Annotated in this window: 19 protein-coding genes and 1 tRNA gene; 8 read left to right on the forward strand and 12 right to left on the reverse strand. The window is 69.4% G+C overall.

Annotation, left to right across the window (positions count from 1 at the left end; translation table 11 throughout):
• Positions 1-2: 2 nt before the first annotated feature.
• Positions 3-1,814, reverse strand: coding sequence for a type IV-A pilus assembly ATPase PilB (gene pilB, locus MLE42_RS03525; RefSeq protein WP_243286504.1), 1,812 nt, complete (start codon positions 1,812-1,814; stop codon positions 3-5).
• A gap of 100 nt (positions 1,815-1,914) precedes the next feature.
• Here pilB and MLE42_RS03530 point away from each other — a divergent pair, with 100 nt between their 5' ends.
• Entirely contained in the window at positions 1,915-3,873 is a 1,959-nt protein-coding gene (locus MLE42_RS03530) for a hypothetical protein (protein ID WP_243286505.1), read from the forward strand.
• Positions 3,874-3,911: 38 nt separating this feature from the next.
• Positions 3,912-5,069, forward strand: coding sequence for a GGDEF domain-containing protein (locus tag MLE42_RS03535; protein ID WP_243286506.1), 1,158 nt, complete (start codon positions 3,912-3,914; stop codon positions 5,067-5,069).
• Positions 5,070-5,072: 3 nt separating this feature from the next.
• Here the strand turns inward: MLE42_RS03535 and dnaJ are convergent, their stop codons facing one another.
• The 4 genes from dnaJ to hrcA form a co-directional block, all read right to left on the reverse strand.
• Positions 5,073-6,233: a molecular chaperone DnaJ gene (gene dnaJ, locus MLE42_RS03540; RefSeq protein ID WP_243286507.1), complete on the reverse strand. Its 1,161-nt coding sequence runs from the start codon at positions 6,231-6,233 to the stop codon at positions 5,073-5,075.
• A gap of 38 nt (positions 6,234-6,271) precedes the next feature.
• Positions 6,272-8,134: a molecular chaperone DnaK gene (gene dnaK / locus MLE42_RS03545; RefSeq protein WP_243286508.1), complete on the reverse strand. Its 1,863-nt coding sequence runs from the start codon at positions 8,132-8,134 to the stop codon at positions 6,272-6,274.
• Between the two features lie 78 nt (positions 8,135-8,212).
• Positions 8,213-8,902: a nucleotide exchange factor GrpE gene (locus tag MLE42_RS03550; RefSeq protein WP_243286509.1), complete on the reverse strand. Its 690-nt coding sequence runs from the start codon at positions 8,900-8,902 to the stop codon at positions 8,213-8,215.
• A 34-nt stretch (positions 8,903-8,936) separates the two neighbouring features.
• Positions 8,937-9,986 carry a heat-inducible transcriptional repressor HrcA gene (gene hrcA / locus MLE42_RS03555; protein WP_243286510.1) on the reverse strand — a complete coding sequence of 350 codons (1,050 nt, stop codon included), beginning with the start codon at positions 9,984-9,986 and terminating at the stop codon, positions 8,937-8,939.
• A gap of 53 nt (positions 9,987-10,039) precedes the next feature.
• Here hrcA and MLE42_RS03560 point away from each other — a divergent pair, with 53 nt between their 5' ends.
• Complete coding sequence (locus tag MLE42_RS03560; RefSeq protein WP_243286511.1) at positions 10,040-10,882, forward strand: hypothetical protein; 843 nt, start codon at positions 10,040-10,042, stop codon at positions 10,880-10,882.
• 321 nt (positions 10,883-11,203) lie between these two features.
• Here the strand turns inward: MLE42_RS03560 and prfA are convergent, their stop codons facing one another.
• The 6 genes from prfA to MLE42_RS03590 all read right to left on the reverse strand — a co-directional run bounded on the left by prfA (position 11,204) and on the right by MLE42_RS03590 (position 15,401).
• A complete protein-coding gene (gene prfA / locus MLE42_RS03565) occupies positions 11,204-12,277 on the reverse strand; it encodes a peptide chain release factor 1 (RefSeq protein WP_243286512.1) in 1,074 nt (357 codons plus the stop codon).
• 165 nt (positions 12,278-12,442) lie between these two features.
• Positions 12,443-12,691, reverse strand: a complete 249-nt coding sequence (gene rpmE, locus MLE42_RS03570) for a 50S ribosomal protein L31 (RefSeq protein WP_243286513.1) — start codon at positions 12,689-12,691, stop codon at positions 12,443-12,445.
• Positions 12,692-12,847: 156 nt separating this feature from the next.
• Complete coding sequence (locus tag MLE42_RS03575; RefSeq protein ID WP_243286514.1) at positions 12,848-13,609, reverse strand: hypothetical protein; 762 nt, start codon at positions 13,607-13,609, stop codon at positions 12,848-12,850.
• A gap of 13 nt (positions 13,610-13,622) precedes the next feature.
• Entirely contained in the window at positions 13,623-13,949 is a 327-nt protein-coding gene (locus tag MLE42_RS03580) for a PadR family transcriptional regulator (protein WP_243286515.1), read from the reverse strand.
• Between the two features lie 485 nt (positions 13,950-14,434).
• A tRNA-Arg gene (locus tag MLE42_RS03585) sits at positions 14,435-14,511 on the reverse strand.
• A 98-nt stretch (positions 14,512-14,609) separates the two neighbouring features.
• Positions 14,610-15,401 carry an N-acetylmuramoyl-L-alanine amidase family protein gene (locus MLE42_RS03590; protein ID WP_243286516.1) on the reverse strand — a complete coding sequence of 264 codons (792 nt, stop codon included), beginning with the start codon at positions 15,399-15,401 and terminating at the stop codon, positions 14,610-14,612.
• Between MLE42_RS03590 and hisS the strand changes: the two genes are divergently transcribed.
• The gene (gene hisS, locus MLE42_RS03595; protein WP_243286517.1) at positions 15,400-16,647 is read left to right on the forward strand and encodes a histidine--tRNA ligase; all 1,248 of its coding nucleotides are present in this window, start codon (positions 15,400-15,402) and stop codon (positions 16,645-16,647) included. The two genes, MLE42_RS03590 and hisS, sit on opposite strands and share 2 nt — an antisense overlap.
• Positions 16,648-16,679: 32 nt before the next feature.
• Here the strand turns inward: hisS and MLE42_RS03600 are convergent, their stop codons facing one another.
• The gene (locus MLE42_RS03600; protein WP_243286518.1) at positions 16,680-18,449 is read right to left on the reverse strand and encodes a tetratricopeptide repeat protein; all 1,770 of its coding nucleotides are present in this window, start codon (positions 18,447-18,449) and stop codon (positions 16,680-16,682) included.
• 239 nt (positions 18,450-18,688) lie between these two features.
• Here MLE42_RS03600 and MLE42_RS03605 point away from each other — a divergent pair, with 239 nt between their 5' ends.
• The 4 genes from MLE42_RS03605 (at position 18,689) to MLE42_RS03620 (ending at position 26,483) form a co-directional block, all read left to right on the forward strand.
• Positions 18,689-23,038, forward strand: a complete 4,350-nt coding sequence (locus tag MLE42_RS03605; protein WP_243286519.1) for a BadF/BadG/BcrA/BcrD ATPase family protein — start codon at positions 18,689-18,691, stop codon at positions 23,036-23,038.
• Positions 23,039-23,243: 205 nt separating this feature from the next.
• On the forward strand, positions 23,244-24,548 hold the full coding sequence (locus tag MLE42_RS03610) for a DEAD/DEAH box helicase (RefSeq protein ID WP_243286520.1): 1,305 nt from the start codon (positions 23,244-23,246) through the stop codon (positions 24,546-24,548).
• A gap of 76 nt (positions 24,549-24,624) precedes the next feature.
• Entirely contained in the window at positions 24,625-25,116 is a 492-nt protein-coding gene (locus MLE42_RS03615; protein WP_243286521.1) for a MarR family winged helix-turn-helix transcriptional regulator, read from the forward strand.
• A gap of 173 nt (positions 25,117-25,289) precedes the next feature.
• Positions 25,290-26,483: an MdtA/MuxA family multidrug efflux RND transporter periplasmic adaptor subunit gene (locus tag MLE42_RS03620; RefSeq protein ID WP_243286522.1), complete on the forward strand. Its 1,194-nt coding sequence runs from the start codon at positions 25,290-25,292 to the stop codon at positions 26,481-26,483.
• Position 26,484: the final 1 nt, after the last annotated feature.

The raw sequence follows: 26,484 nt of genomic DNA on the forward strand, positions 1-26,484 counted from the left end.
TCCTAGAGGACTGTCTCGCGGATGATCTCTTCGATGGTGGTGACGCCGTCGAGGACTTTGCGGCAGCCGGAGCGGCGGAGGGTGATCATGCCCTCCTTCTGGCCCTGCTCGCGCAGCTCGATGGCCGAGGCGCCCGTGAGGATCATGTCCTTCAGGGTCTCTGACATCTCCAGCACCTCGTAGAGGCCCACGCGGCCCTTGTAGCCGCGCTTGTTGCAAATATCGCACCCGACCGGCTTGTAGAAGGTGATGCCCCGCTGGATCTCCTCCGGAGTGAAGCCCACCTCACGCAGGGCCTCCTCGGGCTGGTGGTGGGTGTCGACGGCCTTGCAGCTGTTGCAGAGGCGGCGCACGAGACGCTGGGCGCAGATGATGTTCACGGAGGTGGCCACCAGGAACGGCTCCACGCCCATGTTCATGAGGCGGTTGATGGTGCTGGGGGCGTCGTTGGTGTGGAGGGTGGAGAGCACCAGGTGGCCCGTGAGCGAAGCTTTGATGGCGATCTCGGCGGTCTCGAAGTCGCGGATCTCGCCCACGAGGATGATGTTGGGATCCTGCCGGAGGAAGGAGCGCAGGGCCGCCGCGAAGTTCAGGCCGATCTGCTCCTTCATCTGCACCTGGTTGATGCCGGGGAAGTTGAACTCGACGGGATCTTCGGCGGTGAGGATGTTGGTGTCCACCGTGTTGAGCTTGGCGATGGAGGAATACAGGGTGTTCGTCTTGCCCGACCCCGTGGGTCCCGTCACCAGCACCATGCCGTAGGGCTTGGAGATCTGCCGGTCCCAGCGCTCCAGGCTCTCGGGCTCGAAGCCGAGCTTGGTGAGGTCGAGCATGAGCTTGTCGCTGTCCAGCAGCCGCAGCACGATCTTCTCGCCGAAGAGCGTCGGCAGAATGCTCACGCGGTAGTCGATGACCTTCTGCCGGCCGCCCATGTTCACGCGCAGCTTGATGCGCCCGTCCTGGGGCAGGCGCTTCTCGGCGATGTTGAGCTTGGCCAGGATCTTCACGCGGGAGGTGAGGGGATCCCGCAGCTTGAGGTTCGGCCGCATGACCTCCTGGAGGATGCCGTCGATGCGGAACCGGATGCGGTAGTTCTTCTCGTAGGGCTCGATGTGGATGTCCGAGGCCCCGCGCTTGATGGCGTCGATGAGCACCATGTTCACGAGCTTCACCACCGGGGCGTCTTCGCTGCCCTTCTTCAGGGCGCCGACGTTGATGCTCTCTTCGTCGTCCTCCGTGGCTTCGTATTCGGCGTCGGCATCCAGTTCCTGCTCCAGCTCCTGGAGGTCGAAGTGCTCGTCCTGCTCGTTGAATGGTCCGGCGGGGCCGGAATCGGTGGGACCTGCGGCCGCCGCGCCGCTCATCGTGGCCCGCGCGCCCTGGGCATCCGCCAGCCGCACGCCGCTGGAGCCCCCGTAGTACTTCTCCACGGCCCGCACCAGGCCCATCTCGCTGGAGACGACCGGGTCCACGTTGTAGCCGGTGTGGAAGCGCACATCATCCATGGCGAAGATGTCCGTGGGATCGGACATGGCCAGGGTCAGCACGTTACCGGTGCGCTGCAGAGGCAGCACCTTGTGGCGCTGGGCCAGGTCCTTCGGGATCAGCGCGATGACACCCGAGTCGATGGGCGGCCACTGTTCCAGATCCGCGGCGGGGACGCCGTACTGCATGCCGAGGAAGCTCACGATGTCCTGGTCCGAGCAGTAGCCCTGGCGCACGACGATGCTGCCCAGCTTTCCGCCTTCCCGGCGCTGGATCCTGATCACTTCTTCCAACTGGGCATCCGTGATGAGCTGAGCTTTGACGAGCATTTCCCCTAGCTTGCTGACCACTGGCTGCCTCCGGATGGGGTGATGCGATGGTAACACCTCCCGGAGGTATCCCACGCCCGGCCCATTGTATGCTTTCGCCATGCCTGCCCCAGGGACTCCGCCCCAGCGTCTGATGCTGGCCCGGCAATTGATCCGGGAGAAGGGTCTATCCAGAACGGACCTGGCCCTGCTGGAGGACATCCTCCGGGAAGGGGCCGGAGACCTGGATCCCCTGCTGGAAGCACCTTCCGGCGAGACCGCCAGCACCGGGGAGTCCCCGGCCCAGGCCAACCTGCGACGCAACCTCGGACTCTTCCTGGCCTTCCTCCACCAGTTCTCGCCCCGCCGCCTCGGCGAGGCCCGGATCGCCATGGGGCTGGTGCTGCAGCACAGCCTCGGACGGCTGGCCCACCTGACCGGCACCGCCCACCGGGAGCTGATGGTGGAACACGACCAGCCCGCCTGGGTGGGCCTGCTGCTCGATCTCCTGGCTTCGCTCCGGACCATGGCCGCCCCACCGGGTGAGGAGGCCGGAACCCTTCAGGCCCTGTGGGCGGCCTTCCTGGAAGATCATCGCGATTCCTTCCGCCAGATCATGACCGCGCTGCAGACCTGCAAAGACGGGCCGGAGGCCGTGGCGCGACTGAACGCCCAGATGAAGGTGGTGAACCGGGCCATCCAGGGACAGGGGAGGTTGGAGGAATCCCTGGCCCGGCTGGCGGAGCACCTGGAAGCCTGCATCCCTCCGGAGTTCCATGCCCGCGCGGAGCCCCTGCTGCTGCTGCAGCACGTGGTGTCCAACCTGCGCCTGGGCCTGATGCGGCCCATGGACCGAGGCATCCATTGGCCCGCGGTGGAGCAGGTGCGGGGAAGCCTTCGCTGGCTCTGGGACCACCTGGGTTGGGTGCTGCCCCGCATGGACGCCGAGCTGTTCAGGGACCGCACCCCGGTCGAGCTGCGGCAACTGCTCCGGGATCTCCGGGCCGGGGATCCGGCCCTCTTCTCCGTGGTGGCCCGGGCCCTGGCCAGCCACATCTCCCTCCTGGGGCTCATGGAATCCCTGGAGCCTTCGGCCGGCACCGGCGCCCAGGAGATCTACGCCTCCGTGCCCACCTTCCTGGTCATCGAATCCGAGCTGGGCCGGGTGGCGGAGCGCGCCTACGACCCCGCCCGGGCCGCCCTGGTGGACCCCGACCGGCCCGAGGCGCCCCGGCTCCGCGCCTACCTCCGCCAGGCGGTGCTGAGCCTGCGCCAGGACCAGGGGACCCTGCGGAGCCTCCTGCAGCAGGCCCTGGCCGGGGCCGACGCGGAGCAGGTGGCCCACGCCCAGGACAGCCTGCGCGGCCTGCTCCTCAACCACCAGAAGCAGCTCATGGGCGAGCTCGTGGGCCTGTTCTCTCCTGATGTGCAACAGCGCCTGTTCCCGGACTCCCCCAGCCTGATGGAAGAGGGGGATCGCCTCCGGCTCCGCATCCAGCGGCTCTGGGAACAGGTCCCGCCCATCCACACCCACCTCCTCCTGAGCCTGGAGCTCCAGGACTGGCCCCGGCTCGCCCTCGGGCTCGCCCAGGCCTACCGTCACCTGCTGGCCTTCCGCCGCAGCCCCGAGTTCCCCCTGATGCGACGGCCCGACCGGGAGGAGGCCGAGCGGCTCATCGAGGACCTGGGCCAGCTGCTGGAATCCCCGGAGGAAGTCCACCAGGCCCTCCGGGACGCCATGGACGTGCTGGGCGAGCTGCTGCGGTTCCTGGAGCTGTTCCTGCTCCGGATCAATGCCCGGGTGCCCCTCATCCGGCAGGATCTCGAAGTGGCCCAGGAGGCCCTGCAGCTCATCGCCAGCCTGAGGGGAAACCCGGCGGGGACCGAGCGCGCCCGCCTTTCCCACAAGCTGATCCAGAGCACCAAGCGCCTCGGCGTGCGCGATGCCCAGGCGGTGGTCCTCCTCAAGCGCTGGGTCCGCGCTGAGCGCGGGCAGCGGGAAGGTTCGCTCCCCGTCCTGGAGCCCCTCGCCGCCCACCTCGGCCAACTCGCCATGAGACTCGAAGCCGCGCTGGGCTGACCGCCCGTGACAACCTGACCCCACCTTCCCGGAGCCCCATGCACCACATCCACTGGCTGGAACCGCAACCATCCACGGCCGGCAATGCCTTGCGAACGGCCCTGGAGGCCTGGGGCCACGACGTGGTGCCAGGACCGGGGCCCGGTTCGCTGGTGCTGGTGGCCGAACGGCCGGATCCGCGGCTGATCCCGGCGGAGGGGTCGGAAATTCTGTGGTGGGTCCAGGAGGCGGAGGCGGAGGAGATCAGCGCCGTGCTGGAACAGCGGCCAGGCTGGGTGATGCGCCAGGACCGCCCCCTCGAGGCGGCTCGGGAGGCGCTCCGGCACCTGCGGCAGCGGGACCTCGGCAGCGAGGGATGGCTGCGCCAGATGCTCCACCTGGCCTCCCTGGACGATCTGCTGAAGCTCATCCTGAGCCGCGCCATCCGGCAGTCGCGGGCGAAGGGTGGCGCGATCTGGCTCCGGAAGGAGAGCCTGTTCTACCAGCGGGCGGGCGACGGCTCCTTCCCGGAAGCCCCCCTGCCCCGCCACGAGGCCCTGGACCTGGTGCGCCAGGGCGAGGCCTTCCTCCTGGCCGCCTCGGAACAGCTGGGCCTCCTGCGCCTGCTGGACCCCCTTGAGCCGCCCGAGCGCTTCCTCCTGGGCTTCGAGGACGTGGAGCCCCTGCTGCTGAACGCCTGGCGCCTGGAGGAGAGCCGGGCCCTGTCCTTCAAGGACGATCTCACGGTGGCCCAGAACCGCCGGTGCCTGGAGACGGAGCTGCCCCAGACGGTGCGCGAGGCCGCCGCCAAGGGGGAATCCGTGGCCCTGGTGTTCATCGACGTGGATGACCTCAAGCAGGTGAACAGCCAGTACGGCCACCCCACGGGAAGCATCGTGCTCGAGGCCGTCGCCCGGACCGCCCAGCGTCTCTGCCGCGCCCATGACCGCCTCTACCGCTATGGAGGGGATGAGTTCTGTCTCATCATGCCCAGCACCCGGTCCCCGGGGGCCCAGAAGCTGGCGGAGCGCCTCATCGAGGTCATCCTGGGCCAGCCCGTCACCATCGGGAACGACCGCCTGACCATCTCCCTCAGCGCCGGCGTGGCCGCCTTCCCGGAGCACGCCGACGGCGCCGGCCACCTCATCGAACAGGCCGACCGCGCCCTCCTGCGCGCCAAGCGGGAAGGCAAGCGGCAGGTGGTGGTGGCGGACTGACCGTCACTTCCGCTTCTTCTTCCCGCCCTTCTCGGCCCCGAACACCTTGGCCAGGAAGCCTTCTTCGCTCTCCCCGGCGGGTTCGCCGTCGAGGCTCCGGCGGAGCTGCTCCAGCAGCTGGCGCTGCTCGGCCGTGATGGACTTCGGCACGGCCGCCCGCAGGTGCAGGTAGAGGTCGCCGCGGCCGCTGCCCTGGAGCCTGGGGACACCGGCATTCACAAGCTTCACCACGTGGTCCGCCGGGGTTCCCGCCGCCAGCTTCACCTTGTCCGCGCCGTAGGGCGTTTCGACTTCGAGCGCGCCGCCGGTCACCAACAGGGGCCAGGACACCTCCAGCCGCTGGTGGAGGTCGAACCCGTCCCGCTCGTACTTCGGATCCTGCTCCACGTCGAACACCACGTAGAGATCGCCGGTGCGGCCGCCGAAGCGCCCGGCCTCGCCCTGGTTCTGGAGGCGGAGGCGCGTGCCCCGGTCCACGCCCGCGGGCACCTTGAAGCTGACCTTGGCCTTCCGATGAACCCGCCCCTCTCCGCGGCACTCGCGGCAGGGCTTCGGGATGATGCGGCCCTTGCCTTCGCAGCGGGGGCAGGGTGTGAGCATCTGGAAGAAGCCCTGTCGCATGGCGACCTGGCCCGCGCCCCGGCACTGGGGGCAGGTCTCCGGCCGCGTGCCCGCCTCGCAGCCGGAGCCATGGCAGGTGCCACAGGCCTCCAGGCGCGGGATGCTGAGCTCCACGCTCTCCTTGCCGAAAACCGCATCCTTGAAGCTGAGCTTCAGGTTGTACTGCAGGTCCGAGCCCCGCTCCTCGCCGCTGGCCCGCCGCCGGCCGCCGCCGAAGAGGTCGCCGAACAGCCCGCCGCCGAAGAAGCTGCCGAGGATGTCCTCGAAATCCGCGAACTGGTTCGGATCGAACTGGAACTGCTGGCCGCCGCCCCCCGCGCCGCCCAGGCCCGCGTGGCCGAACTGGTCGTACACCCGGCGCTTCTCGGGGTCCGACAGCACGCTGTAGGCCTCCGCCGCCTCCTTGAATTTCTCCTCCGCCTCCTTGTTGCCTGGATTGCGGTCGGGATGCAGCTCCATGGCCAGCTTGCGGTAGGCCTTCTTCAGTTCGTCCGTCCCCGCGTCCTTCGAAACGCCGAGGACTTCGTAGTAGTCACGCTTCATGCACCCATCCTGGATTCCAGGATAGCCGATGGGCCGGCCTAATTCGGCCCCGCCCCCTCATCCTCGCCATCCAGGGAGGCCATCATGGCCTCGCTGGCGGCCAGGACGGCGTCGGTCAGCAGGTTCTGGGCCTCGAGCAGCTGGCCCTCGCAGGCCCGGAGGGCCGCGGAGTCCTGCGAGGCCACGGCCTGCCGGGCGCGGGAGAGCACGTCGCGGATCATGATCTGCTGGTCCTCCGCCAGGTACTTGCCGCATTCCGCGAAGCTCTTGTCGCAGGAGAAGATCAGGCCCTCGGCGGAGGCGATGTACTTCAGGGCGTCGCGCTTCTTCACGTCGGTTTCGGCGTTGGCCAGGGCCTCGCGGATCATGCGCTGGATCTCCAGTTCGGACAGGCCGGAACTGGGCCGGATGCTCATGCTCTGCTCCAGGCCGGTCATGAGGTCCCGGGCGGACACCTTCACGATGCCGTTGGAGTCGATGTCGAAGGCCACCTCGATCTGGGGGACGCCCTTGGGGAGGGGCGGCAGGTTGATGAGGTCGAACCGGCCCAGGCTCTTGTTGTGCTCGGCCAGCTCCCGCTCGCCCTGCAGCACGTGGATCTCCACTCGGCTCTGGTTGTCCGTGACCGTGGTGAAGGTGCGCGCGTCCCGGGTGGGGATGGTGGCGTTGCGCTGGATGATCTTCACGAAGCCGCCGCCCTGGGTCTCGATGCCCAGGCTGAGCGGCGTGACGTCCAGCAGCACCAGGTCCTTGATGTCGCCCTTCAGGACCGCGCCCTGGATGGAGGCGCCCGTGGCCACCACTTCGTCCGGGTTGATGCTGCGGTTGGGTTCCTTGCCGAAGAAGTCCCGAACCAGGCGCTGCACCATGGGCATGCGGGTCTGCCCGCCCACGAGGATCACCTCGTCCACCTGCTTGGCCGTCTTGCCGCCCTGCTCCAGCGCGTCCTTGATGGGGACCAGCGTCTGCTCCACCAGCGCCCGGGCCATCTCCTCGAGCTGGTCGCGGGTCAGGGTGGCCTCGAGGTGCTGGGGCCCGCTCGGGGCCTGGGCGATGAAGGGCAGGCGGATCTCCACCCGCTCCAGGGTGGACAGCTCGCACTTGGCCTTCTCGCTGGCCTCCTTCAGCCGCTGGAGTGCCATGCGGTCGAAGGAGAGGTCGATGCCCGTCTTCTCCCGGAACTGCTGCACGAGCCAGTTCTGGATGGCCAGGTCGATGTCCTCCCCGCCCAGGAAGGTGTCGCCGCTGGTGGCCAGGACCTCGAACACGCCGTCGTTCATCTCCATCAAGGTGAAGTCGAAGGTGCCGCCGCCGAAGTCGTAGATGGCCAGGATCTGCTTCAGGCCCTTCTTGTTGAAGCCGTAGGCCAGGGCCGCCGCCGTGGGCTCGTTGATGATGCGCTGCACATTGAGGCCGGCGATCTTGCCAGCGTCCTTGGTGGCCTGGCGCTGGGCGTCGTCGAAGTACGCCGGGACCGTGATGACCGCGTCCATCACGTCCTCGTGGAGGAAGGCTTCGGCCGCCTGCTTCAGGGAACGCAGGACGATGGCCGTGACCTCGGGCGGCGCGTAGTCCCGCTCACCCACGCGCAGCCAGGCATCCCCGTTGGGCGCGGATACCACCGGGAAGGGCAGCCGACCGACGGCCTCCTGGACCTTGGGGGCGTTGAACCGCTGCCCGATGAGGCGCTTGACGGCGAAGAGGGTGCGCTGCGGGTTCGTGACCGCCTGGCGCTTGGCGATGTGGCCCACCAGCACGTCGCCCTTGTCCGTGAAGGCCACCACGGAGGGGGTCGTGCGGCTCCCCTCCCGGTTGGGAATCACCCGTGAATCGCCACTCTCCATCACGCAGACGCAACTGTTCGTCGTACCGAGGTCAATGCCGATCAGTTTGCCTGCCATGGGTGGAACTCCCGGGGAATTGCAACTTCATGATAAATCGGATTCTTGGGTCATCCAAAGACACGGGGAGGGCGACAGCTAGGGCTTCCCGGAATCCTGCAGCCGATTCACCACCACGCGGGCGGGACGGAGGAGCTGCCCCTTGAGGTTGTAGCCGCGCTCATAGACCGCGGCCACGGCGCCGTCGGGAAGGTTCGGATCGCTGAAGGTGGTGAGCGCCTCGGCGTGGAGGGCGTCGTACGTGTCGCCGACTTTCAGCGGAAGCGGCTCGACGTTCATGCGGCGAAGCGCTTCCACGAACTGCTTCTGGATCAGCTCCACGCCGGCGCGGAAGGTGTCCACATCCTGGTAGGAGGCGCTGAGGCCACGCTCGAAGTTGTCGAGGACCGGAAGCACCTCGAGGAGGATCTTCCGCTCGGCCTGCTCCACGGCCAGGGCGATGTCGCGCTGGACGCGATTGCGGAAATTGTTGAAGTCCGCCGCCAGGCGCCGGTGCTGGTCCATCAGCTCGCCTTCCCGCCGGAGCATCTCCTCCATCTGCCGTTCGGCTTCGGTGAGAGCCGCCTCCAGGCCCTCCCTCGAGCCGTCGAGCTCCGTGAGTTCGCCTTCCTCGATGGACGGGGCGGGATACCCGGATGCCACCTCGTCTGCGACGGACTGGAGATCCGCGTCCAGGGCGTCGTCCAAGCTGAGATCCACCACATCCTCAGGCTCGCCGGAGGGTGGAGCGGGCAGGTCGTTGGGCTCGCGGGGAGTGCCGGTGGTCATCGCAGCAGTATACGCAGTCCGGCGGGGAACCGTCTCAGGATCCGCCCTGCCGCCGCTGGACCTGCCGGGACCACCACCGCAGGCCACCCATGACCCGGCCGTAGTCCATGCGGAGCGGCCCCACCAGGGCGAAGGTCACGTAGCCGGCCGGCCCCAACCCCACCGTGCGGACGGCCGTGGCCAGGGGCCAGCCGTCCAGGTACGGATTCTCCGACCCCAGCAGCAGCTGGATGTCCTGGGAGGCCCTGTCCGCGAAGGCATTCAGCAGGCGGGCCAGGCGGCCCTGCTCTTCGAAGGCGGCCACCAGGCCCCGGAACCGGGCCACATCCTCGAATTCGGGAAGCTGGCCAAGACGCCCCAGCCCGGACACCAGCACCGGGGGGTCGCCAGCCTGGCGCTCCTCCGGCCACTGGGAGGCCAGCTCCTGGAGGCGGGTCCGAAGCGTCTCCCCCTCCCGGGCCCCCGCCTGAAGGGCGTCCAGCAGCCGCGACCGCATCTCGCCCAGGGTGAGGCCCGCGAACTGGGCGGTGGCGAAATTCGCCAGCTCAGTAAGCACGGTATCACTGTAATTCCATGGGTTGTCCATGAGCCGGTGATCCACCTCGCCCAGGCTCCCCACCCAGATGGCCACCAGGCGGCCCGGTCCCACCGGCACGAACTCCAGGCGCACCAGGCGGCTCTGGGTCAGCGGCAGGGGCAGGGCCAGGCAGACTCCTCCCATCACCTCGGCCAGCGTCCGGCTGGCGTGCCGGGCCCAGGATTCGGGATCCAGGTCGAGGCCCTCCAGCGCCGCGGCAAGGCGTCCTTCCAACTCGGAGTCCGGGGGCTGCGCCTTCAGCCAGCGGTCCACGTAGTAGCGGTACGCCCGCTCCGTGGGGATCCGCCCGGCGGAGGTATGCGGCTGGGCCACCAGGGACTCGTCCTCCAGGTCCGAGAGCACGTTCCGAATGGTGGCGCTGGACAGGGGCTCCGGGAACCGCTTGGACAGCAGGCGCGACCCCACGGGCTCACCGGCCTCCAGGTAGGCCTCGATGAGGGTGCGGAGCACGGATTCACCGCGGGGGTTGAGGTTGGGAGTGGCCATGGTGGGTAAACTTTGCGGGCTGTCATACTATATACCCCCTCAACGGAGGTCCCATGCGCACTGCCCTGATCCGAATGTCCCTCGCCGCGGCACTTGTCCTGGCTGTGGGATGCAACCGCAAGAGCGAAGCCGCCATCCAGGCCGATGAAGCCGCCAAGGCCGCCGAGGCCAAAGTTGCCCAGCTTGAGCAGCAGCTCGCCGAGGCCAAGTCCGGCAAGGTCACCGGAGAGGACGCCGAGACCGTCAAGCAGGTGACCAAGTCCCAGGTGAAGGCCCTGGAACGCCAGGTGGCCGACGCGAAGAAGCGCGCCGAGGCCAAGAAGCAGGAGGCCGCCATGCTGGCCTCGGCTCCCGTCGCCAAGGAGGCGCCCAAGCCCGTGGTGGTCGACGTGCCCACCGGCACCAAGCTCGAGATCACCCTGGCCCGCGAGCTGGCCACGGACAAGGACCAGGCCGGGGATCCCTGGGAGGGCTCGCTGGCCTCTGACGTCGTGGTGGACGGCAAGCTGGTCTGGAGCGCCGGCAGCCCGGCCCGGGGCGTCGTGACCCAGAGCGCCGCGGCGGGCCGTCTCAGCAATGGCAAGGGTGCCCTGGGCATCCGTCTCACCGAGATCGCTGGCGTCGGCATCGATACGGACACGCACGTGGTGGTGGCCACCGCCCGCGGAGAGCGCAACGCCAAGTACATCGGCGGCGGCGCGGCCCTCGGCGCCCTGGTGGGCCTCCTCTCCGACAAGAAGAACCAGGGTGACCACGCCCTCGGCGGCGCGGCCATCGGCGCCGCCGCCGGCACCGCCGTGGCCGCCGGCACCGCCGACACCGTGATCAAGATTCCAGCGAGCAAGCCCGTCGCCTTCAGCCTGACCTCGCCGGAGAAGGTGACGCTGAAGAAGTAGTTATCAGCTGTCAGCTACCAGCTAAAAAAAGAAGCGGGAGGCATGCCTCCCGCTTCTGCTTTTACCGAGAGCTGATGGCTGACAGCTGAGAGCTGAGAGCCAGGCTCACGCCTCCAGCGCCTGCAACCGCTCCGCCTCGAACGCGGCGCGCAGGGGCTCGATGATGGGCTCGAGCTGGCCGGACATGGGGGGCCCCGCTCCGGGAGCCCGGACCCCAGGGGCCGGGCGAACGGGAGGGCGGTCTGGGGGACCGCCCGATCGCGGGCTGCCAGGAGCCGCGTGCGCAGAGCCGCGCAGCGGCGAGCGCTCAGCGGCGGAGCTTCAGGCCTCCAGCGCCTGCAACCGCTCCGCCTCGAACGCGGCGCGCAGGGGCTCGATGATGGGCTCGAGCTGGCCGGACATGAAGCTGTCGATCTGGTGGATGGTGACGCCGATGCGGTGGTCGGTGACGCGGCCCTGGGGGAAGTTGTAGGTGCGGATCTTCTCGCTGCGGTCGCCGCTGCCCACCTGGGACTTGCGGAGGGCGGAGTGGGCCGCGTCGGCCTCCTCCTGGGCCTTCTGGAGCAGGCGGCTGCGCAGCACGGTCATGGCCTTGGCCATGTTCTTGATCTGGCTGCGCTCGTCCTGGCAGCTCACCACGGTGTTCGTGGGCAGGTGGGTGAGGCGCACGGCGGAATAGGTGGTGTTCACGCTCTGGCCGCCCTTGCCGCCGGAGCAGAAGGTGTCGATGCGCAAGTCCTTCTGGTGGATCTCGATGTCCACCTCCTCGGCCTCGGGCATGACGGCCACGGTGGCCGCGGACGTGTGGATGCGGCCCTGGGTCTCGGTCTTGGGCACCCGCTGCACGCGGTGGACGCCGCTCTCGAAGCGGAAGAGGCTGTAGGCCCCCTCCCCCTGGATCTCCGCCGTGGCCTCCTTGAGTCCGCCCGCATCGGCGTCGCTCTCATCCAGCACCGACACCTTGAAGCCCCTGCGCTCCGCGAAGCGGATGTACATGCGGAACAGCTCCGCGGCGAAGAGCGCGGCCTCCTCGCCGCCGGTGCCGGCGCGGACCTCAAGGATCACGTTCTTGGCATCGGCGGGATCCTTGGGGATGAGCAGGCGCTTGATCTCCGCCTCGCCCTCGGCGATGGCCTTCTTCAGGTCGGGGATCTCCATCTCGGCCATCTCGCGGAGATCCGCATCCATGGTCTTGTCGCCCAGGATGGACTCGGCCTCCTCCAGCTGCTTGAGGCGCGTGCGCTGGGCCTGGAAGGCCTGGACCACAGGCTCCAGCTCCGCGCGGAGCTTGGTCAGCTCCCGCAGCCGCTTGGGGTCGGACACCACGGCGGGATCCTGCAGCTGCGCCTCCACTTCCTGGAAGCGGGCATCCACGGCTTCAAGTTGGTCGAGCATCGCTCACCTCGGGATCCGGCGCCCTGTCTGGTGGTGAAAGCCCTGGGCCGGCTCCGCCGGAACTGGGCGTGGGAGCCCGGGGGTGTGCGCGCAGCGCGGGACCCCCGGACAGCATAAACAAAAGAACGGGCCGAGAAGCTCGGCCCGTTCTTTGGAACATCACAGCTAGGCTTCTGTCGTCTCGACGGCAGCTTCGGGAGCGGCGGCCGGGGCTTCCTTCTTCGCGTACTTCTTGTTGAACTTCTCCACGCGGCCCTCGGTGTCCATCAGGCGCTGCTTGCCGGTGAAGTAGGGGTGGCAGGCCGAGCAGATTTCCACGCGCAGCTCCTTCTTGGTGGAGCGCGTCATGAACTCGTTGCCGCAGGCGCAGTGCACCTTCACATCGTGCAGTTCGGGGTGGATCTTTTCCTTCATCTCTTCCTCCTGGGACCGACCGGATGCCCCCATGGGCGGGGTGAACGCACGCGGCTTGTCCACGCAAGATGGATAGCTTATCGCCAAATCACCCGTCCCTCAAGGAGGATTCCCGAGGCAGAGCCCCAAGGCAGGGCCCCCGGGGCAGAGCTTGGATCAGCTCTCCTGCTCCTGGGGCGTCAGCACCCAGCGCTCGGCCAGGGCGCGGCGCAGCTTCAGCGCCAGCATCACGCTGATCAGCAGGGTTGCGTTGAAGCTGAGCTCCAGGGGCACCTGCCACCACCGGAAGCGGATCCGGCCCAGGAACCCCGTCTCGAGGGCGAACATGAAGGCCGTGAAGAGGACCGGTTCCAGGAGGGTCTGCCAGAGAGGGCGCTCCTGGCTGTGGCGCTCCAGGAGGAATCCCGTATAGGCGCCATAGAACAGGCGCGTGGGCTTGAACCCGTGGGCGGTGGTGAACCCGAGGGGGATCGAGAGCAGGGAGGTGAGCAGCACGGCCACGGCCGTTCTCGCCCAGGGATCGAGCCGGAGCCAGTGGCGCCGGGCCCAGAAGTAGCCGGCCCCCACGGCAAGGCCCTGGGCCGCGGCGAAGGCCACGCAGATGTACCAGCGCCAGCCCTCGAACCACATGTGGCTGCCTGTCGCAATCCCGATGATCATGCCCGCGGCCAGGGCGGTGCCGCCACGGTGGTTGGCGTCCTGGCCCTCGCCGGCGGCAAGTTCCCCGGCCAGCAAGCCGGGGCGCTCCTTCTCGGCGAGCAGGGCCGCCATGGCCGATTCGCCTTCGATGCCCCTGGCCTCAGCCTCGTCCAGCAGGTGAGCCTCCAGTTCGCGCAGCAGCCTGAGGCGCCGCCAGCGGGACACTCCCCTCAGGCCAGCAGCCACTTGGGCGAGGTAGCCGTCGAGCGCGCGGGACACGGTGATGGATCCTTCAGACCCTCGGCCCGACGAAGGCCTGGACCATGTCCACGAACTGGTTCCACTCCTTCTTCTTGGCGGTCAGGAAGGCCTGGCCCGCGGGCTGGATGGCGTAATAGCGCCGTTCCCGCCCGTTCTCCTGGGTTTCCCAGTACGACGCGATGAACTCGGTCGCCTCGAGCTTGTGGAGAGCCGGGTACAGGGCCCCTTCCTTGAGGGTGTAGGTTCCCCCCGTTCTCTGGCGGACCGTCTCGATGATCTGGTAGCCGTACATGGGCCCCTCGCAGAGCAGCGACAGCAGCAGCAAGGGAGTGCTGCCTTTCAGGAGTTCACGATCCACTGGGACCTCCGGTTTAGGCAAGATCATTGTGCCTCGCAAAATGAGGCCCGTCAAGGCGCCTTCAAATGTTTCCCCAGGGAGGAGCCCCCCCTCGGCCTGGGAGGCCATTCGGCTCGCGTCGGCGCCACAGAGGGTCCGGCTCCGCGAACGAGCGGAGCGAGGACCGGGAGGACAGCCCAAGCGCTGTCCGTCAGACGGAGGTGGCGCCTTGGGCGATCCACTCGCTGGTTCGAACCCAGAGAACCGCAACAAAGCCAGAGGGGCCATGCGGCCCGATCGGGATTCGAACCGTGCGGCTGCGCCGCCCCGGCCCGCGTCGGCGCCACAGAGGCTCCGGCTCCGCGAACGAGCGGAGCGAGGACCTGGAGGACAGCGCCAAGCGCTGTCCTCCAGACGGAGGTGGCGCCTTGGGCGGTCCACTCGCTGGTTCGAACCCAGAGAACCGCAACAAAGCCAGGGGGGCCATGCGGCCCCCCTGGCTTTGTTGGTGCACCCGACTGGATTCGAACCAGCGACCTTTGGCTTCGGAGGCCAACGCTCTATCCAACTGAGCTACGGGTACTGCAGCCTTCCATCATGGCGGCGATCGGCGTTCCGTTCAAGGTTGAGGGTCGGGAGCCGGGGTTCCCATGACCTTCGGCTTCTGAGGCAAAAAGGCGCTCAGCCCGGTCCGGCCACGGTCTTCCGGCGCACGCTGCCGTTGGCCTGGGCGAAGTAGCGGCGGACGCCGCGGGTGATGGCGTCGGCCACCTTGGCGCGGAAGGCGGCCTCCTTGAGCTTCCCTTCCTCCTTGGGGTTGGAGATGAAGGCCACCTCCACCAGCACGGCGGGCATGGCCGCCCCCCGGAGGACGATGAAGGGGGCCTGCTTGACGCCCCGCTCCTTGATGCCCGCCAGCCGGTTCAGCTGGCCCTGGATGGCCACGGCCAGCCGCTCGGAATCCTGGAGGAAGGCCTTCTGGGCCAGGTCGTCGAGGATGCTCGCCACCACCGTGTCCGCGCTGGCCGGAGCGTCGCCGGCGCCGGCATTCTCTGCCGCCACCACCTCCTCGTCATCGCCCTTCCCCAGGCTCAGGAAGTAGACCTCGGAGCCCCGGGCGGCCCGGGCGCGGGCGGCGTTCAGGTGGAGGCTGATGAAGAGATCTGCCCCCTGGGCGTTGGCGGCCTTGGCCCGATCCCAGAGGGGGATGAAGGTGTCGTCCTCGCGCGTGAGGACGGCTTCGAAACCCGCGGTCTCGAGCTTGGCCGCCACGGCCTTGCCGATCTCGAGGGCCGCCGCCTTCTCCTTCAGGCCCTTGGGGCCCCTGGCTCCGCCATCATCGCCGCCATGCCCCGGGTCGACCATGACCTTCAGGCGCGGGGGATGGGGGGTCGGACCGGCGGGTTTGGGACTCTGGGCCCAAGACAGTAGGCTGAAGGTGACGAGCGACAGAAAGCTCAGGAGTCGGATCATGGCCCAATCGGTGAAAGGTATGCGGGATCTGTTCGGGGCGGAGCTTCGCTGGTTCCAGCATATCGAGGAAACCGCCCGGCGCGTGTTCGGCCGTCACGGCTACGGGGAGATCCGCACGCCCATCCTCGAAGAGCTCGATGTGTTCAAACGCAGCGTGGGGGAAAGTTCCGACATCGTGAACAAGGAGATGTACGAGTTCACGGACAGGGGCGGCCGCCAGGTGGTCATGCGCCCGGAGAACACCGCCGGCGTGGTGCGGGCGGCCATCCAGCACAAGCTGCTGACCTCCAGCGACCCCGTCCTGCTCTATTACATCGGCCCCCAGTTCCGCTACGAGCGCATGCAGACGGGCCGCTACCGCCAGTTCTGGCAGATCGGCGCCGAGAGCTTCGGCGTGGCCACGCCTGAGAGCGAGGCCGAGAGCCTGCTCATGCTCCACGGCTTCCTGAAGGAGCTGGGGCTCAAGCAGATGGTCTTCTCCATCAACAGCGTGGGCACGCCCGAATCGCGTCCCGCCTTCTACGAGGCCTTCCGGGCCTTCTTCGCTGAAAGGTCGGAGCAGTTCTGCGAGGACTGTCACCGGCGGATTCAGTCCAATCCGCTACGCGTATTGGACTGCAAGAATGAAAGGTGCCAGGCGGCGTTGGGAGGTCATCCGGTCATCACGGACTACCTGGACGAGGCCTCGGCGAAGCATCACGCCCGGCTCAAAGCCCTGCTCACGGAGCTGGACATCCCCTTCGAGGAGAATCCGCGGCTGGTGCGTGGCCTGGACTACTACACCCGCACCGCCTTCGAGCTGCTCAGCTCGGACCTGGGCGCCCAGAGCGCCCTGCTGGGCGGCGGGCGCTACGACCTGCTGGTGAAGCACCTGGGCGGCCCCGACGTGCCCGCCTTCGGCTGGGCCATCGGCCTGGACCGCCTGGCCATGGTGCTGCAGCAGGTGCGCGGCGAGGCCCCCCAGACCGCCCCCGCCCTGCTCATCCCCCTGGGTGAGCGGGCCGCGATGGAAGCCTTCAAGCTGGCGCGGCAGCTCTGGGGTGCGGGCATCGCCCTCCAGCTGGAGACCCGCGGCGGGGCCCTCAAGAAGGCCATGGCCACGGCCAACCGCACCGGTGTCCAGACCGTGCTCATCCTCGGCGACGGGGAACTGGATGGGGGCACCATCACCGTCAAGCACATGGCCAGCGGCGAGCAGGAGAGCTGGCCCCTGGGCGAGTTGGAGACGCGCCTGAGCCGGCTTTGACCGGCCCTATCACCGGCCAGCCCTAACCGTCCCTATCGCCGGACGGTCTTGAGCAGGCCCTTGAACCGGGAGTCCCGACGGATGGGATCCGCCATGGGTTCGCGGTCCATGTAGATCAGGTACTCGCAGCGCTCCTCCAGGGCCCTTTGCAGGCTGCGGAACTCGCCTTCCCGATCCCCCAGGCCGCCCTGGAGCCCGGCCAGGTAGAGGGCCGGCACGTACACCGGCTTCCCATTGAAGAACGGCGGATGGTTGAGGAGATCCAGCATCTCCTGCGCCTTGCCGCGGTTCCCCTTGGCCGCGTAGGCCAACCCCAGGAAGAGCGTCATGCCCGGGGCCCGGCCGGAGCGCTCCCAGCCTTCGGTCAGGGCCGTGATGGCCTCCTCGTGCCGCCCCTGCATGACCAGGGCACGCCCCAGGTTCAGGTAGCCCAGGATGAAGCCGGGATCCAGCTCCAGGGCCTTCTGCGAGGCCGCGATGGCCTCTTCGTAGCGCCGGTTGAAGTAGTGGGCCTCGGCCACGGCGGATTTCACGGCGGGCGACAGCGGATCCAGCTCCTCGGCCTTCCGCAGCTCGGCCAGGGCATCCTCGCTCCGGCCCACGGCGCTGAGGTAGAGGGCGTACCACTGATGGGCGGTGGCGTAGCCCGGGTTCAGATCGAGGGCCCGGTTGAAGGAGGCCTCGGCCCCATCCCAGTCCCACTCGTAGATCAGCCGGATGTGGCCGAGAGAGGCGTGGGCCTCGGCCGATGCGGGGTCCAGCTCCAGCGCGGTCATCACCTCCCGCTTGGCCAAGGGCATGGCCTCCCCGGGTCGCATGGCGCCCATCTCGGCGGATCCCAGCAGGGCATAGCAGTCCGCGATGCCCACGTGGGTGGGGGCGAAGGTGGGATCCAGCCGCGCGGCCTCCTGGAAGCGTTCCAGCGCGAGGTAGAGGTCCTGCGGAGTGCGCTTGTTCCAGAGGAACCGGCCCCGGAGGTAGGCCTCGTAGGCCTCTGGCTTGACGGGCCTGGGGCGGACGCGTCCGGGTTCCAGCTTGAGGCTGATCCCGCTGGCGATGGCGTCCGCCACCTCCCGCTGGAGCACCAGGACGTCCCGCACGTCCCGGTCGAAGCTGCTGTCCCAGATGTGCGTCTCGTCGGCGCCGCGCAGCAGGTGCACCGCCACCCGCACCCGGTCGCCCGAGCGCCGCACCGACCCCTGCAGCAGGTAGTCCACGCCCAGCTCATGGGCCACCTGGCGGGGCCGCTTCTCCGTGTTCCGGTAGCCCAGGGCCGAACGCAGGGCCACCACGCGGCCGCCCTCGCCCTGCTGACGGCCGAGTTGGGTGATGAGTTCCTCGGTGAAGCCGTCGCTGAAGAATTCCTGGCCGTGCTCTCCGCCGAGATCGACGAAGGGGAGCACCGCCAGGGCCGGGCCCGGCCGGGAGGGCCTGAAGCCCAGCCGCCAGACCAGGGCGATGCCGCCCGCCAGCACCAGCGCCGCGGTGAGGGACCAGAGCACCCTGGGCACCACGCCCCGCGGTTCCGGCCGGATCACCTCGACCGGGGCGGGCTCCGCCGTGGTGACGGCCTCGGGAATCGCGGCCGGCCCCTCCGCGTCGGGGGCCAGGATCCGCCCGGCCCGCCAAGCGTCCACCTCCGAGCGGTGGGCGAAGACGCTGCCCTGTTTGTCGTGGAGGTGCCGATGCACGGGAAGGCCCTCTCCCTTCTCCCAGCGCTGGACCGTCCGGACATCGCGGTCCAGGTAGGCCGCGATCTCCTTCCAGGATTCCAGCCGCTCCTCCAGGACCTCGTCTGCCATCGCCACCCCCGGGGAGAACCTTCCCCCACCTGCTGACGCCGGATGATCCCATTGAAAATGCAACGGAATTCTACCGAAACCCTCTTGACCGTCAAACCAAAACCTCGGATTCATGGATGGATTACCCGAATCCCGGAAGGGCACGACAAAGGACGACACCCGCGCCTTGCCGCTGGCCGCTGGCCTCTGGTCGCACCCATCCTGCCCGGGAGCCCATTGGGTGATCGAAGGGAGACGCCATGGCACGGTTCATCGGCCTCGATCTCGGCGCGGAGACCCTGAAGGCGGTGGAGCTGGTGGGCGAGGCCGGGGCTTGGACCTGGACCCGCCGGGCCCGGGTGCCCCACGGGAAGGAGCCCGGCAAGGTGCTCGTGGATCTGCTCGGTGCGTGGGGCTGGGAACACGTGGACGGTGCGGCGGTGACCGGCCGCATGGGCCGCCCCGTGGCGCTGGCACGGATCCCGGGGCGCCAGGCCCTGGCGGCGGGGTTCCGCCTCCGGCACGGCCCCGCGCCTGCCACCGTGGTGTCCATCGGCAGCCGAGGCTTCTCCGTGCTGGAACTCCGAGGGGAAGGCCGGGAGATCTTCCGGGAGAACGGCCGGTGCGCCCAGGGCACGGGCAACTTCCTGCAGCAGCTGGTGGGGCGGTTCGGCCTCACGGTGGAGGAGGCCTCCACCCTGGCGGAGGGCGTGACGGACCCGGCGCCGCTGTCGGGGCGCTGCCCCGTGATCCTCAAGACGGACATGACCCATCTGGCCAACAAGGGGGAATCCCGGGAGCGCATCCTGGCGGGCCTGCTCGACGCCATCGCCGAGAACGTGCAGGCCCTCATGAAGCCGAAGGTCTGCCCCGAGCGCCTCCTGCTGGCCGGCGGGGTGGCCCGCTCGGCGCGCGTCCAGGCCCACTTCCGGCGCCATGCGGCGGCCCACGGCATGACCTTCCTGGAGGCCGGAGAGGAGGATCGCCTCTTCCTCGAGGCCCTGGGCTGCGCGGTGCTGGCCGCGGAGGCTCCGGCGGCCGTGCCCGGGCTGGGCGCCCTGCTGCGCCCGCCGGACCGGGCCTCCCTGGAGGTGACCGAACCCCTGGCCTTCCACCTGGGCCGGGTCCGCCGCCTGGCGGAGCCGTCGGGCCCCCTGGCCGCCGGCCCCGTGCCCGTCGGCCCCGTGCCCACCGGTCCCGTGGACGTAGAGCCCCAGGACGTGATCCTGGGCTTCGACATCGGCTCGACCGGCTCGAAGGCCGTGGCCCTGGACGCCCGGCTGGGCGCGGTGCTCTGGGAGGGCTACCTGCCCACGGATGGCGCCCCAGTGGCCGCCGCCCAGGCCCTCATGCGCGAGCTCCTCGCCAGCCCCGCCGCCACCCACCGCATCCAGGGCCTCGGCGTCACGGGCTCGGGCCGCGAGATCGTAGGCTCCCTCCTCTCCGTGTGCTACGGCCGGGACGCGGTCTGGGTGATCAACGAGATCGCCGCGCACGCCACCGGCGCCCTCCAGTGCGATCCGAGGGTGGACACCATCTTCGAGATCGGCGGGCAGGACGCGAAGTACATCCGCCTCGCGGATGGCAAGGTGGTGGACGCCGCCATGAACGAGGCCTGCTCCGCCGGCACGGGCTCCTTCATCGAGGAGCAGGGGCGGCGGTTCACCGGCATCGAGTCCGTGGCCCAGCTGGGCGAAGTGGCGCTCTCGGCGGACAGCTGCATCTCCCTGGGCCAGCACTGCTCCATCTTCATGGCAGAGGTCATCGACGAGGCCGTGGCCGCGGGCGCCCCCCAGTCCAGCATCATCTCGGGCATCTACGACTCCGTGGTGGCGAACTACCTGAACCGGGTGAAGGGCAGCCGATCCGTCGGCCAGGTGGTTTTCTGCCAGGGCATGCCCTTCGCGTCGGACGCGCTGGCCGCCGCGGTGGCCCGCCAGACCGGGGCCGAGGTCATCGTTCCGCCACGGCCCGGCCTCATGGGCGCCGTGGGCATCGCGCTCCTGGCGGCGCGGGAGCTGGCATGGGAAGAGGCGGAGCCCCTCGACGGCGCCCGCTTCCTGCAAGCGGAGGTGGCCGCCAAGGACCAGTTCGTCTGCACGGCCACCCAGGGGTGCGGCGGCGCGGGGAACAAGTGCCGCATCGACCGGCTCACCACCCAGGTGGATGGCCGGGTCACGAAGTTCACCTGGGGCGGCGGTTGTTCGCTGTGGGACAAGGGAACGCGCCGCGCCAAGCTGCCCGACCTGGCCCCCGACCCCTTCCGGGAGCGCCGCGAGTGGGTGGCCCAGCTCTCGGAGCGTCTCTCCGACCGGCGCGGCCGTCCGCTCATCGGGATCAGCGGCGAGTTCCAGCTGCAGGGCACCTTCCCCTTCTTCGCCACCTTCCTCCATGAGCTGGGCTTCGACCTGCAGGTGGCGCCCACGCCCGGTCGGGAGGCCCTGAAGCGGGGCATCGAGGAAGCCGGGGTTCCCTTCTGCGCCCCCATGCAGCAGTACCACGGCCTCGTGGCCGGCATGACCGACATGGCCGACGCCAAACCCGACTACCTGTTCCTGCCCATGACGCGCGAACTCCCGCGGGTGGGCGGGGAGACCCATTCCGTCGTCTGCCCCATCTCCCAAGGCGCGCCGGACGTGCTCCGCCTCCTGCTGGGCGAGGGCGGCCCCAAGGTGCTGTCACCCGTGGTGGACCATGGCAACGGCGCCTTCGACTCCCGGACCTTCCTCGCCGTCTGCCGCGCCCTCGCCATCGACCTGGGCCGGCCCCTGAGCTGGCGCCCCGCCTGGCGGGCAGCCCGCGCCGCGCAGCTCGCCTTCGAGGCCGACCTTCGCGAGATGGGCCGCCGGGCCCTGGCCTTCTGCCGGGAGCACGAGATCGTGCCGGTGGTCCTGCTGGGGCGGGGCTACACCCTGCATAACGACGTGCTGAACTCCAACGTGCCCGCCATCCTCCGGGAACAGGGAGCCATCGGCATCCCCCTGGACTGCCTGCCCGTGGCGGAGGACGCGCCCATCTTCGACGAGGTCTTCTGGGGCCACAGCCAGCGCATCCTGCGCGCGGCCTGGCAGGTCCGGAGGACGCCGGGTCTCTACAGCATCTTCTGCTCCAACTACGCCTGCGGGCCGGACAGCTTCACCGTGCCGATGTTCGCCTGGCTCATGGAGGGCCGCCCCTACGCCGTGATCGAGACCGACGGCCACTCCGGGGACGCCGGCACCAAGACGCGCGTGGAGGCCTTCCTCCACTGCGTCCGCGAGGACCGGCAGCGGACCTCCCGGAGCGCCCCGAGGGAAGCGTCGGACCTGTCCGTGGGCACCCGCACCTTCCGGGAGATCCAAAGCCTGGGCGAGCGCCTGCTGATCCCGCCCATGGGCCCGGAGACCGAAGCCGCCGCGGCCACCTTGCGGGGCATGGGCGTGAATGCGGAAGCCCTGCCCCCCTCGAACCATACCGCCCTCCTCCTGGGCCGCCGGCAGACCTCCGGGAAGGAGTGCCTGCCCATGACCCTCGTGCTGGGAAACCTCCTGGCCCACCTGGAGCGCCATCCCGGGGAGCGCGTCATCCTGCTGCTCCCCGCCGCCTCGGGCCCCTGCCGCATGGGCGCCTATCGCACCCTGCACCAGCTGGTGCTGAAGCGGCTGGGCGAAGCAGGGCGCGTGCGGATCTGGTCGCCCCCCTACGGCGACTATTTCGGCGGCCTGCCCGCCGGCTTCAAGGCCATCCTCTTCGCGGGCATGGCGGCCTTCGGCACGCTGGAACGCGCCCTCTGCCTGATCCGGGCCGCGGAACGGCTGCCGGGCCAGGCGCAGACCATCCGGGACCGCTGGGCCAGCCGCCTGGCCGCCCACCTGGAGGCGGCCGCCAAGGGCGACCTCAGCGCGACCCGCGTGATCACCGAGGTGGCCACGGGACGGATGTACGGCCTGACCGCGCTGCTCCGCCAGGCCCTCGGCGAGCTCCGGCAGGCGGATAGCGGCGCCGACCTGCCCCGCGTGCTGATGACGGGGGAGATCTACGTGCGCCTCGATCCCTTCGCCAACGGGGAGGCCGCCCGCGCCCTCGCGGCCCGGGGACTCCGGGTGGACATGGAGGCCACCACGGAGTTCATCCAGTATTCCGAGCACACCTCGCGGGCCCAGGGCGCCAAGAAGGGCCCCGCCACCCAGGTGGAGCGCTGGATCCGCGAGCGGATCCTGGCCGTGGCCGAGGGCCTTCTGGAGGCGGAACTGGGCTGGCCGCGCCGCGGGTCCCTGCCCCGGGTCCTGGAGGCTTCCGCCCCCTACCTGCGCGAGGCCCTGGAAGGGGAGGCCGTGCTCACCCTCGGCGCCCCCATCCTGGGGTGGCGCCGGGGCGAGATCGACGCCGCCGTCCTGGTGGGCCCCCTGGAGTGCATGCCCTCCAAGCTGGCGGACGCCCAGTTCATCCACGTCGCCGAGCGGGAGGGGCTGCTCACGCTCTCCCTGTCGCTCAACGGCGAGCCCCCGGATTCCGAGGCCCTGGACGCGTTCGCCTTCGAGGTCCATCGCCGGCACCAGCACCGCCGCCATCGCCGCGTCCGGCGCCCGGCGCCCGCGGACGCTCTGCTGCGCACGGCGTCCTCCATCTGAAGCCCCATCGGTCCTGGCTCTCCGGCCAGCCTGGAACGCCCACCTGGAACGGTGGCTGGCGAAATCCTGACTATTCAGATAAACTAATGACTTCGTGATCGCAGGCGACCCCCGGTCTCCGCCTCTTTTCAGTCCGAATACCCCACTTTTCGCCCTGACCGGGCCTCCGGAAACCTTCCGCGGGCGGGCCCTTCCAGGAGCGACCATGTCCTTCGATACCCTCGGGCTGATGCCCGAGCTGCTGCGCGCCGTACGCGAGCAGGGCTACGAAACCCCCACCCCCATCCAGGCCCAGGCCATCCCCCTGGTGCTGGAGGGCCGCGACCTGCTGGCCCGCGCCCAGACCGGCACCGGCAAGACCGCCGGCTTCACCCTGCCCATGCTGCAGCTGCTGGCCCCCCATGCCAGCACCTCGGCCTCGCCCGCGCGCCATCCCATCCGCGCCCTCATCCTCACGCCCACCCGCGAGCTGGCCATGCAGGTGGAGGAGAGCGTCCGCGCCTACGGCAAGCACATCCCCCTGCGCTCCACCACCATCTTCGGCGGCGTGAACATCAACCCCCAGACCAAGGCCCTGCGGGCCGGCGTCGAGATCCTGGTCGCCACCCCGGGCCGCCTGCTGGACCACCAGGGCCAGGGCAACCTGAACTTCAGCCAGCTTGAGATCCTGGTGCTCGATGAAGCCGACCGCATGCTCGACATGGGCTTCATCCGCGACATCCAGAAGATCCTCGCCCTGCTGCCCACGAGCCGTCAGACCCTGCTCTTCTCGGCCACATTCACGGACGAGATCAAGCAGCTGGCCTCCAAGTTCCTCAAGAACCCCGCCTCCGTGCAGATCACCCCGCAGAACACGGCCGCCGAGCTGGTGCGCCAGGTGGTCCACCCTGTGGACCGGGAGCGCAAGCGCGCCCTGCTGGCCCACCTCATCCAGAGCCGCAACCTCGAGCAGGTGCTGGTCTTCACCCGCACCAAGCACGGCGCCAACCGGCTTTCCGAGCAGCTGGACAAGGACGGCATCAGCTCCATGGCCATCCACGGCAACAAGAGCCAGCCTCAGCGCATCAAGGCGCTGGAGGACTTCAAGAAGGGCGCGGTCCGCGTCCTCGTGGCCACGGACATCGCCGCCCGCGGCCTGGACATCGACCAGCTTCCCAATGTCGTGAACTACGAGCTGCCCCAGGTGCCGGAGGATTACATCCACCGCATCGGCCGCACGGGCCGTGCGGGCGCGGAAGGGGAGGCCCTGTCCCTGGTCTGCGTGGACGAGCACAAGCTCCTTCGCGACATCGAGAAGCTGCTCCGCAAGGAGCTGACGAAACAGGTGGTGACGGGCTACGCCCCGGATCCCAGCATCCCGGCGGAGCCCATCCAGACCGGGCGGCAGGGAGGTGGCCGGGGTCGCGGCCCTGCGCGCAGCCCCCGCTCCAACCCCCGCCCCGACCAGGGCCAGCCTCCCCGGGGCGAACGCGGCCGCCATCCGGCCCGGCCCAGCACCCGAGGCAAGTAATCAGGCGACTTGCCTGGCCGACAAAGGCGCTTATACCCCTTGACACGAGGGTAGATGGGGCGCAGCCTTGTTGCTTATGCAAGATCCTGTTTCCATCTCCCTTTCCGAGGCCAATCCCGGCACCCTGGCCGCCGCCGTCCGGCGGGTCCTCAAGCAGGTGGTCTGGGCGCGGCTGGCCCCCTATGGCCTCAGCCCCCAGCAGTTCTGGGTGATGCTGGTGCTCCTGGAGCAGGGCCCGTCCTCACTCCACCCGCTGGCCCAGCAGGTCTGGATGGACGATCCCACCGCCAGCCGGGTGGTGAAGGCCATGGTGAAGCAGGGCTGGCTCACCGCCAAACCGGATCCCCGGCACGGGCGCCGCATCCTCATCGAGCTCGCCCCGGGCGCTCTGCCCCTGGCCCACGAGCTCCGGGATCTGGCCACGGAGATCCGGGAGTCCATGACAGCCGGCCTGTCTCCGGAAGACCAGCGGGTCCTGACCAGCAGCCTGCGGACCATGGTCGGCAACCTGGAGGCCATGCATGCCGCCACGGTCGCCCAGGGCGCGGATCAGGCTCCGGTGCCATGACCGGCCCCCGGCCTGCCCCACCTGGTTGGGGTCGTTCCCGGCCCACCGGGCGCATGTTTTCTTCTTTCACGGCCAACCGGATGTCCGGCTGGATGGTCCAACCATTGGACCTATCGCTGGTCCGGAGCTGAGCCCGCCCTCCGCCCCCTCCTTGAAAAGGCTTTGATTCCCGCATGGACGCCACCGATCCCATCCCGTCGTATGAATCCAGCGCCGCCCGCCCCGCCCTTCTGAGCGGTTGGCGCCTCTGGGCTGTCCTGGGAGCAGCCGCGATCCTCGTCTGGGCGGTCTTCTTCCGCGGCGGGGCGAAGAAGGACGCCGGCAAGAACGCCGCGGCGGGACGCCCCGTGCCCGTGGTGGCGGTCCCGGCCCGGCAGGGCGACATGCCCGTGAGCCTCACCGGCCTGGGCACGGTCACCGCCCTGAACACCGTCACCGTGAAGAGCCGCGTGGACGGCCAGCTGGTGCGCGTGGCCTTCACCGAGGGCCAGATGGTGCGCCAGGGCGACCTGCTGGCGGAGATCGATCCCCGGCCGTTCCAGGTCCAGCTCATGCAGGCCGAGGGCCAGCTGGCCAAGGACCGGGCCGCGTACCAGAACGCGCTCGCGGACTTGAACCGGCTCCAGGGGCTGGTCCAGCAGGGCATCATCTCCCGGCAGCAGCTGGACACCCAGAGTTCCTCCGTGGCCCAGTACGAGGCCACCCTCAAGGCGGACCAGGCCCAGGTGGAGAGCGCCAAGCTGAACCTCACCTACAGCAGGATCACCGCGCCGATCTCCGGCCGGGTGGGGCTCCGCCAGGTGGACGCCGGCAACATGGTGCGGGCCAGCGACGCCAACGGCCTGGCGGTCATCGCGCCGATCCAGCCCATCAACGTCGTGTTCGCGGTGCCCGCGGACAACATCCAGAACGTGCTGCGGCAGACCGCCAAGGGCGCGAAGCTGCCCGTCGAAGCCTGGGACCGGGACCTCAAGGCCCGTCTCGCCACGGGCTCCCTCTCGGCCATCGACAACCAGGTGGACTCCGCCACGGGCACCGTCCGCCTCAAGGCCCTCTTCACCAATGATGACCGCACCCTCTTCCCCAACCAGTTCGTGAACGCCCGGCTGCTGGTCGACACCCTGCGCGGCGTGGTGATCGTGCCCACGGCCGCGGTGCAGCGCAGCCCCCAGGGAGCCTTCGTGTACGTGGTGAAGGCGGACGGCACCGCGGACATGCGTCCGGTCGAGGTGCTCGCCACCGATGGCGACGACACCGCCCTCAAGCAGGGCGTGGCGGGAGGAGAGATCGTCATCACCGACGGCCTCGACAAGCTCCGTCCGGGCAGCAAGGTCGTCCTGCCGAAACCCCCGGCCGCGAAGGGCTGAC

This window comes from Geothrix terrae (genome assembly GCF_022808775.1).
Lineage (GTDB): Bacteria > Acidobacteriota > Holophagae > Holophagales > Holophagaceae > Geothrix > Geothrix terrae.

Coding starts and splice junctions, on each gene's coding strand:
- pilB (WP_243286504.1), bottom strand. CDS start 1,814: ATGCTCGTCAAAGCTCAGCTCATCACGGATGCCCAGTTGGAAGAAGTG.
- MLE42_RS03530 (WP_243286505.1), top strand. CDS start 1,915: ATGCCTGCCCCAGGGACTCCGCCCCAGCGTCTGATGCTGGCCCGGCAA.
- MLE42_RS03535 (WP_243286506.1), top strand. CDS start 3,912: ATGCACCACATCCACTGGCTGGAACCGCAACCATCCACGGCCGGCAAT.
- dnaJ (WP_243286507.1), bottom strand. CDS start 6,233: ATGAAGCGTGACTACTACGAAGTCCTCGGCGTTTCGAAGGACGCGGGG.
- dnaK (WP_243286508.1), bottom strand. CDS start 8,134: ATGGCAGGCAAACTGATCGGCATTGACCTCGGTACGACGAACAGTTGC.
- MLE42_RS03550 (WP_243286509.1), bottom strand. CDS start 8,902: ATGACCACCGGCACTCCCCGCGAGCCCAACGACCTGCCCGCTCCACCC.
- hrcA (WP_243286510.1), bottom strand. CDS start 9,986: ATGGCCACTCCCAACCTCAACCCCCGCGGTGAATCCGTGCTCCGCACC.
- MLE42_RS03560 (WP_243286511.1), top strand. CDS start 10,040: ATGCGCACTGCCCTGATCCGAATGTCCCTCGCCGCGGCACTTGTCCTG.
- prfA (WP_243286512.1), bottom strand. CDS start 12,277: ATGCTCGACCAACTTGAAGCCGTGGATGCCCGCTTCCAGGAAGTGGAG.
- rpmE (WP_243286513.1), bottom strand. CDS start 12,691: ATGAAGGAAAAGATCCACCCCGAACTGCACGATGTGAAGGTGCACTGC.
- hisS (WP_243286517.1), top strand. CDS start 15,400: ATGGCCCAATCGGTGAAAGGTATGCGGGATCTGTTCGGGGCGGAGCTT.
- MLE42_RS03590 (WP_243286516.1), bottom strand. CDS start 15,401: ATGATCCGACTCCTGAGCTTTCTGTCGCTCGTCACCTTCAGCCTACTG.
- MLE42_RS03600 (WP_243286518.1), bottom strand. CDS start 18,449: ATGGCAGACGAGGTCCTGGAGGAGCGGCTGGAATCCTGGAAGGAGATC.
- MLE42_RS03605 (WP_243286519.1), top strand. CDS start 18,689: ATGGCACGGTTCATCGGCCTCGATCTCGGCGCGGAGACCCTGAAGGCG.
- MLE42_RS03610 (WP_243286520.1), top strand. CDS start 23,244: ATGTCCTTCGATACCCTCGGGCTGATGCCCGAGCTGCTGCGCGCCGTA.
- MLE42_RS03615 (WP_243286521.1), top strand. CDS start 24,625: ATGCAAGATCCTGTTTCCATCTCCCTTTCCGAGGCCAATCCCGGCACC.
- MLE42_RS03620 (WP_243286522.1), top strand. CDS start 25,290: ATGGACGCCACCGATCCCATCCCGTCGTATGAATCCAGCGCCGCCCGC.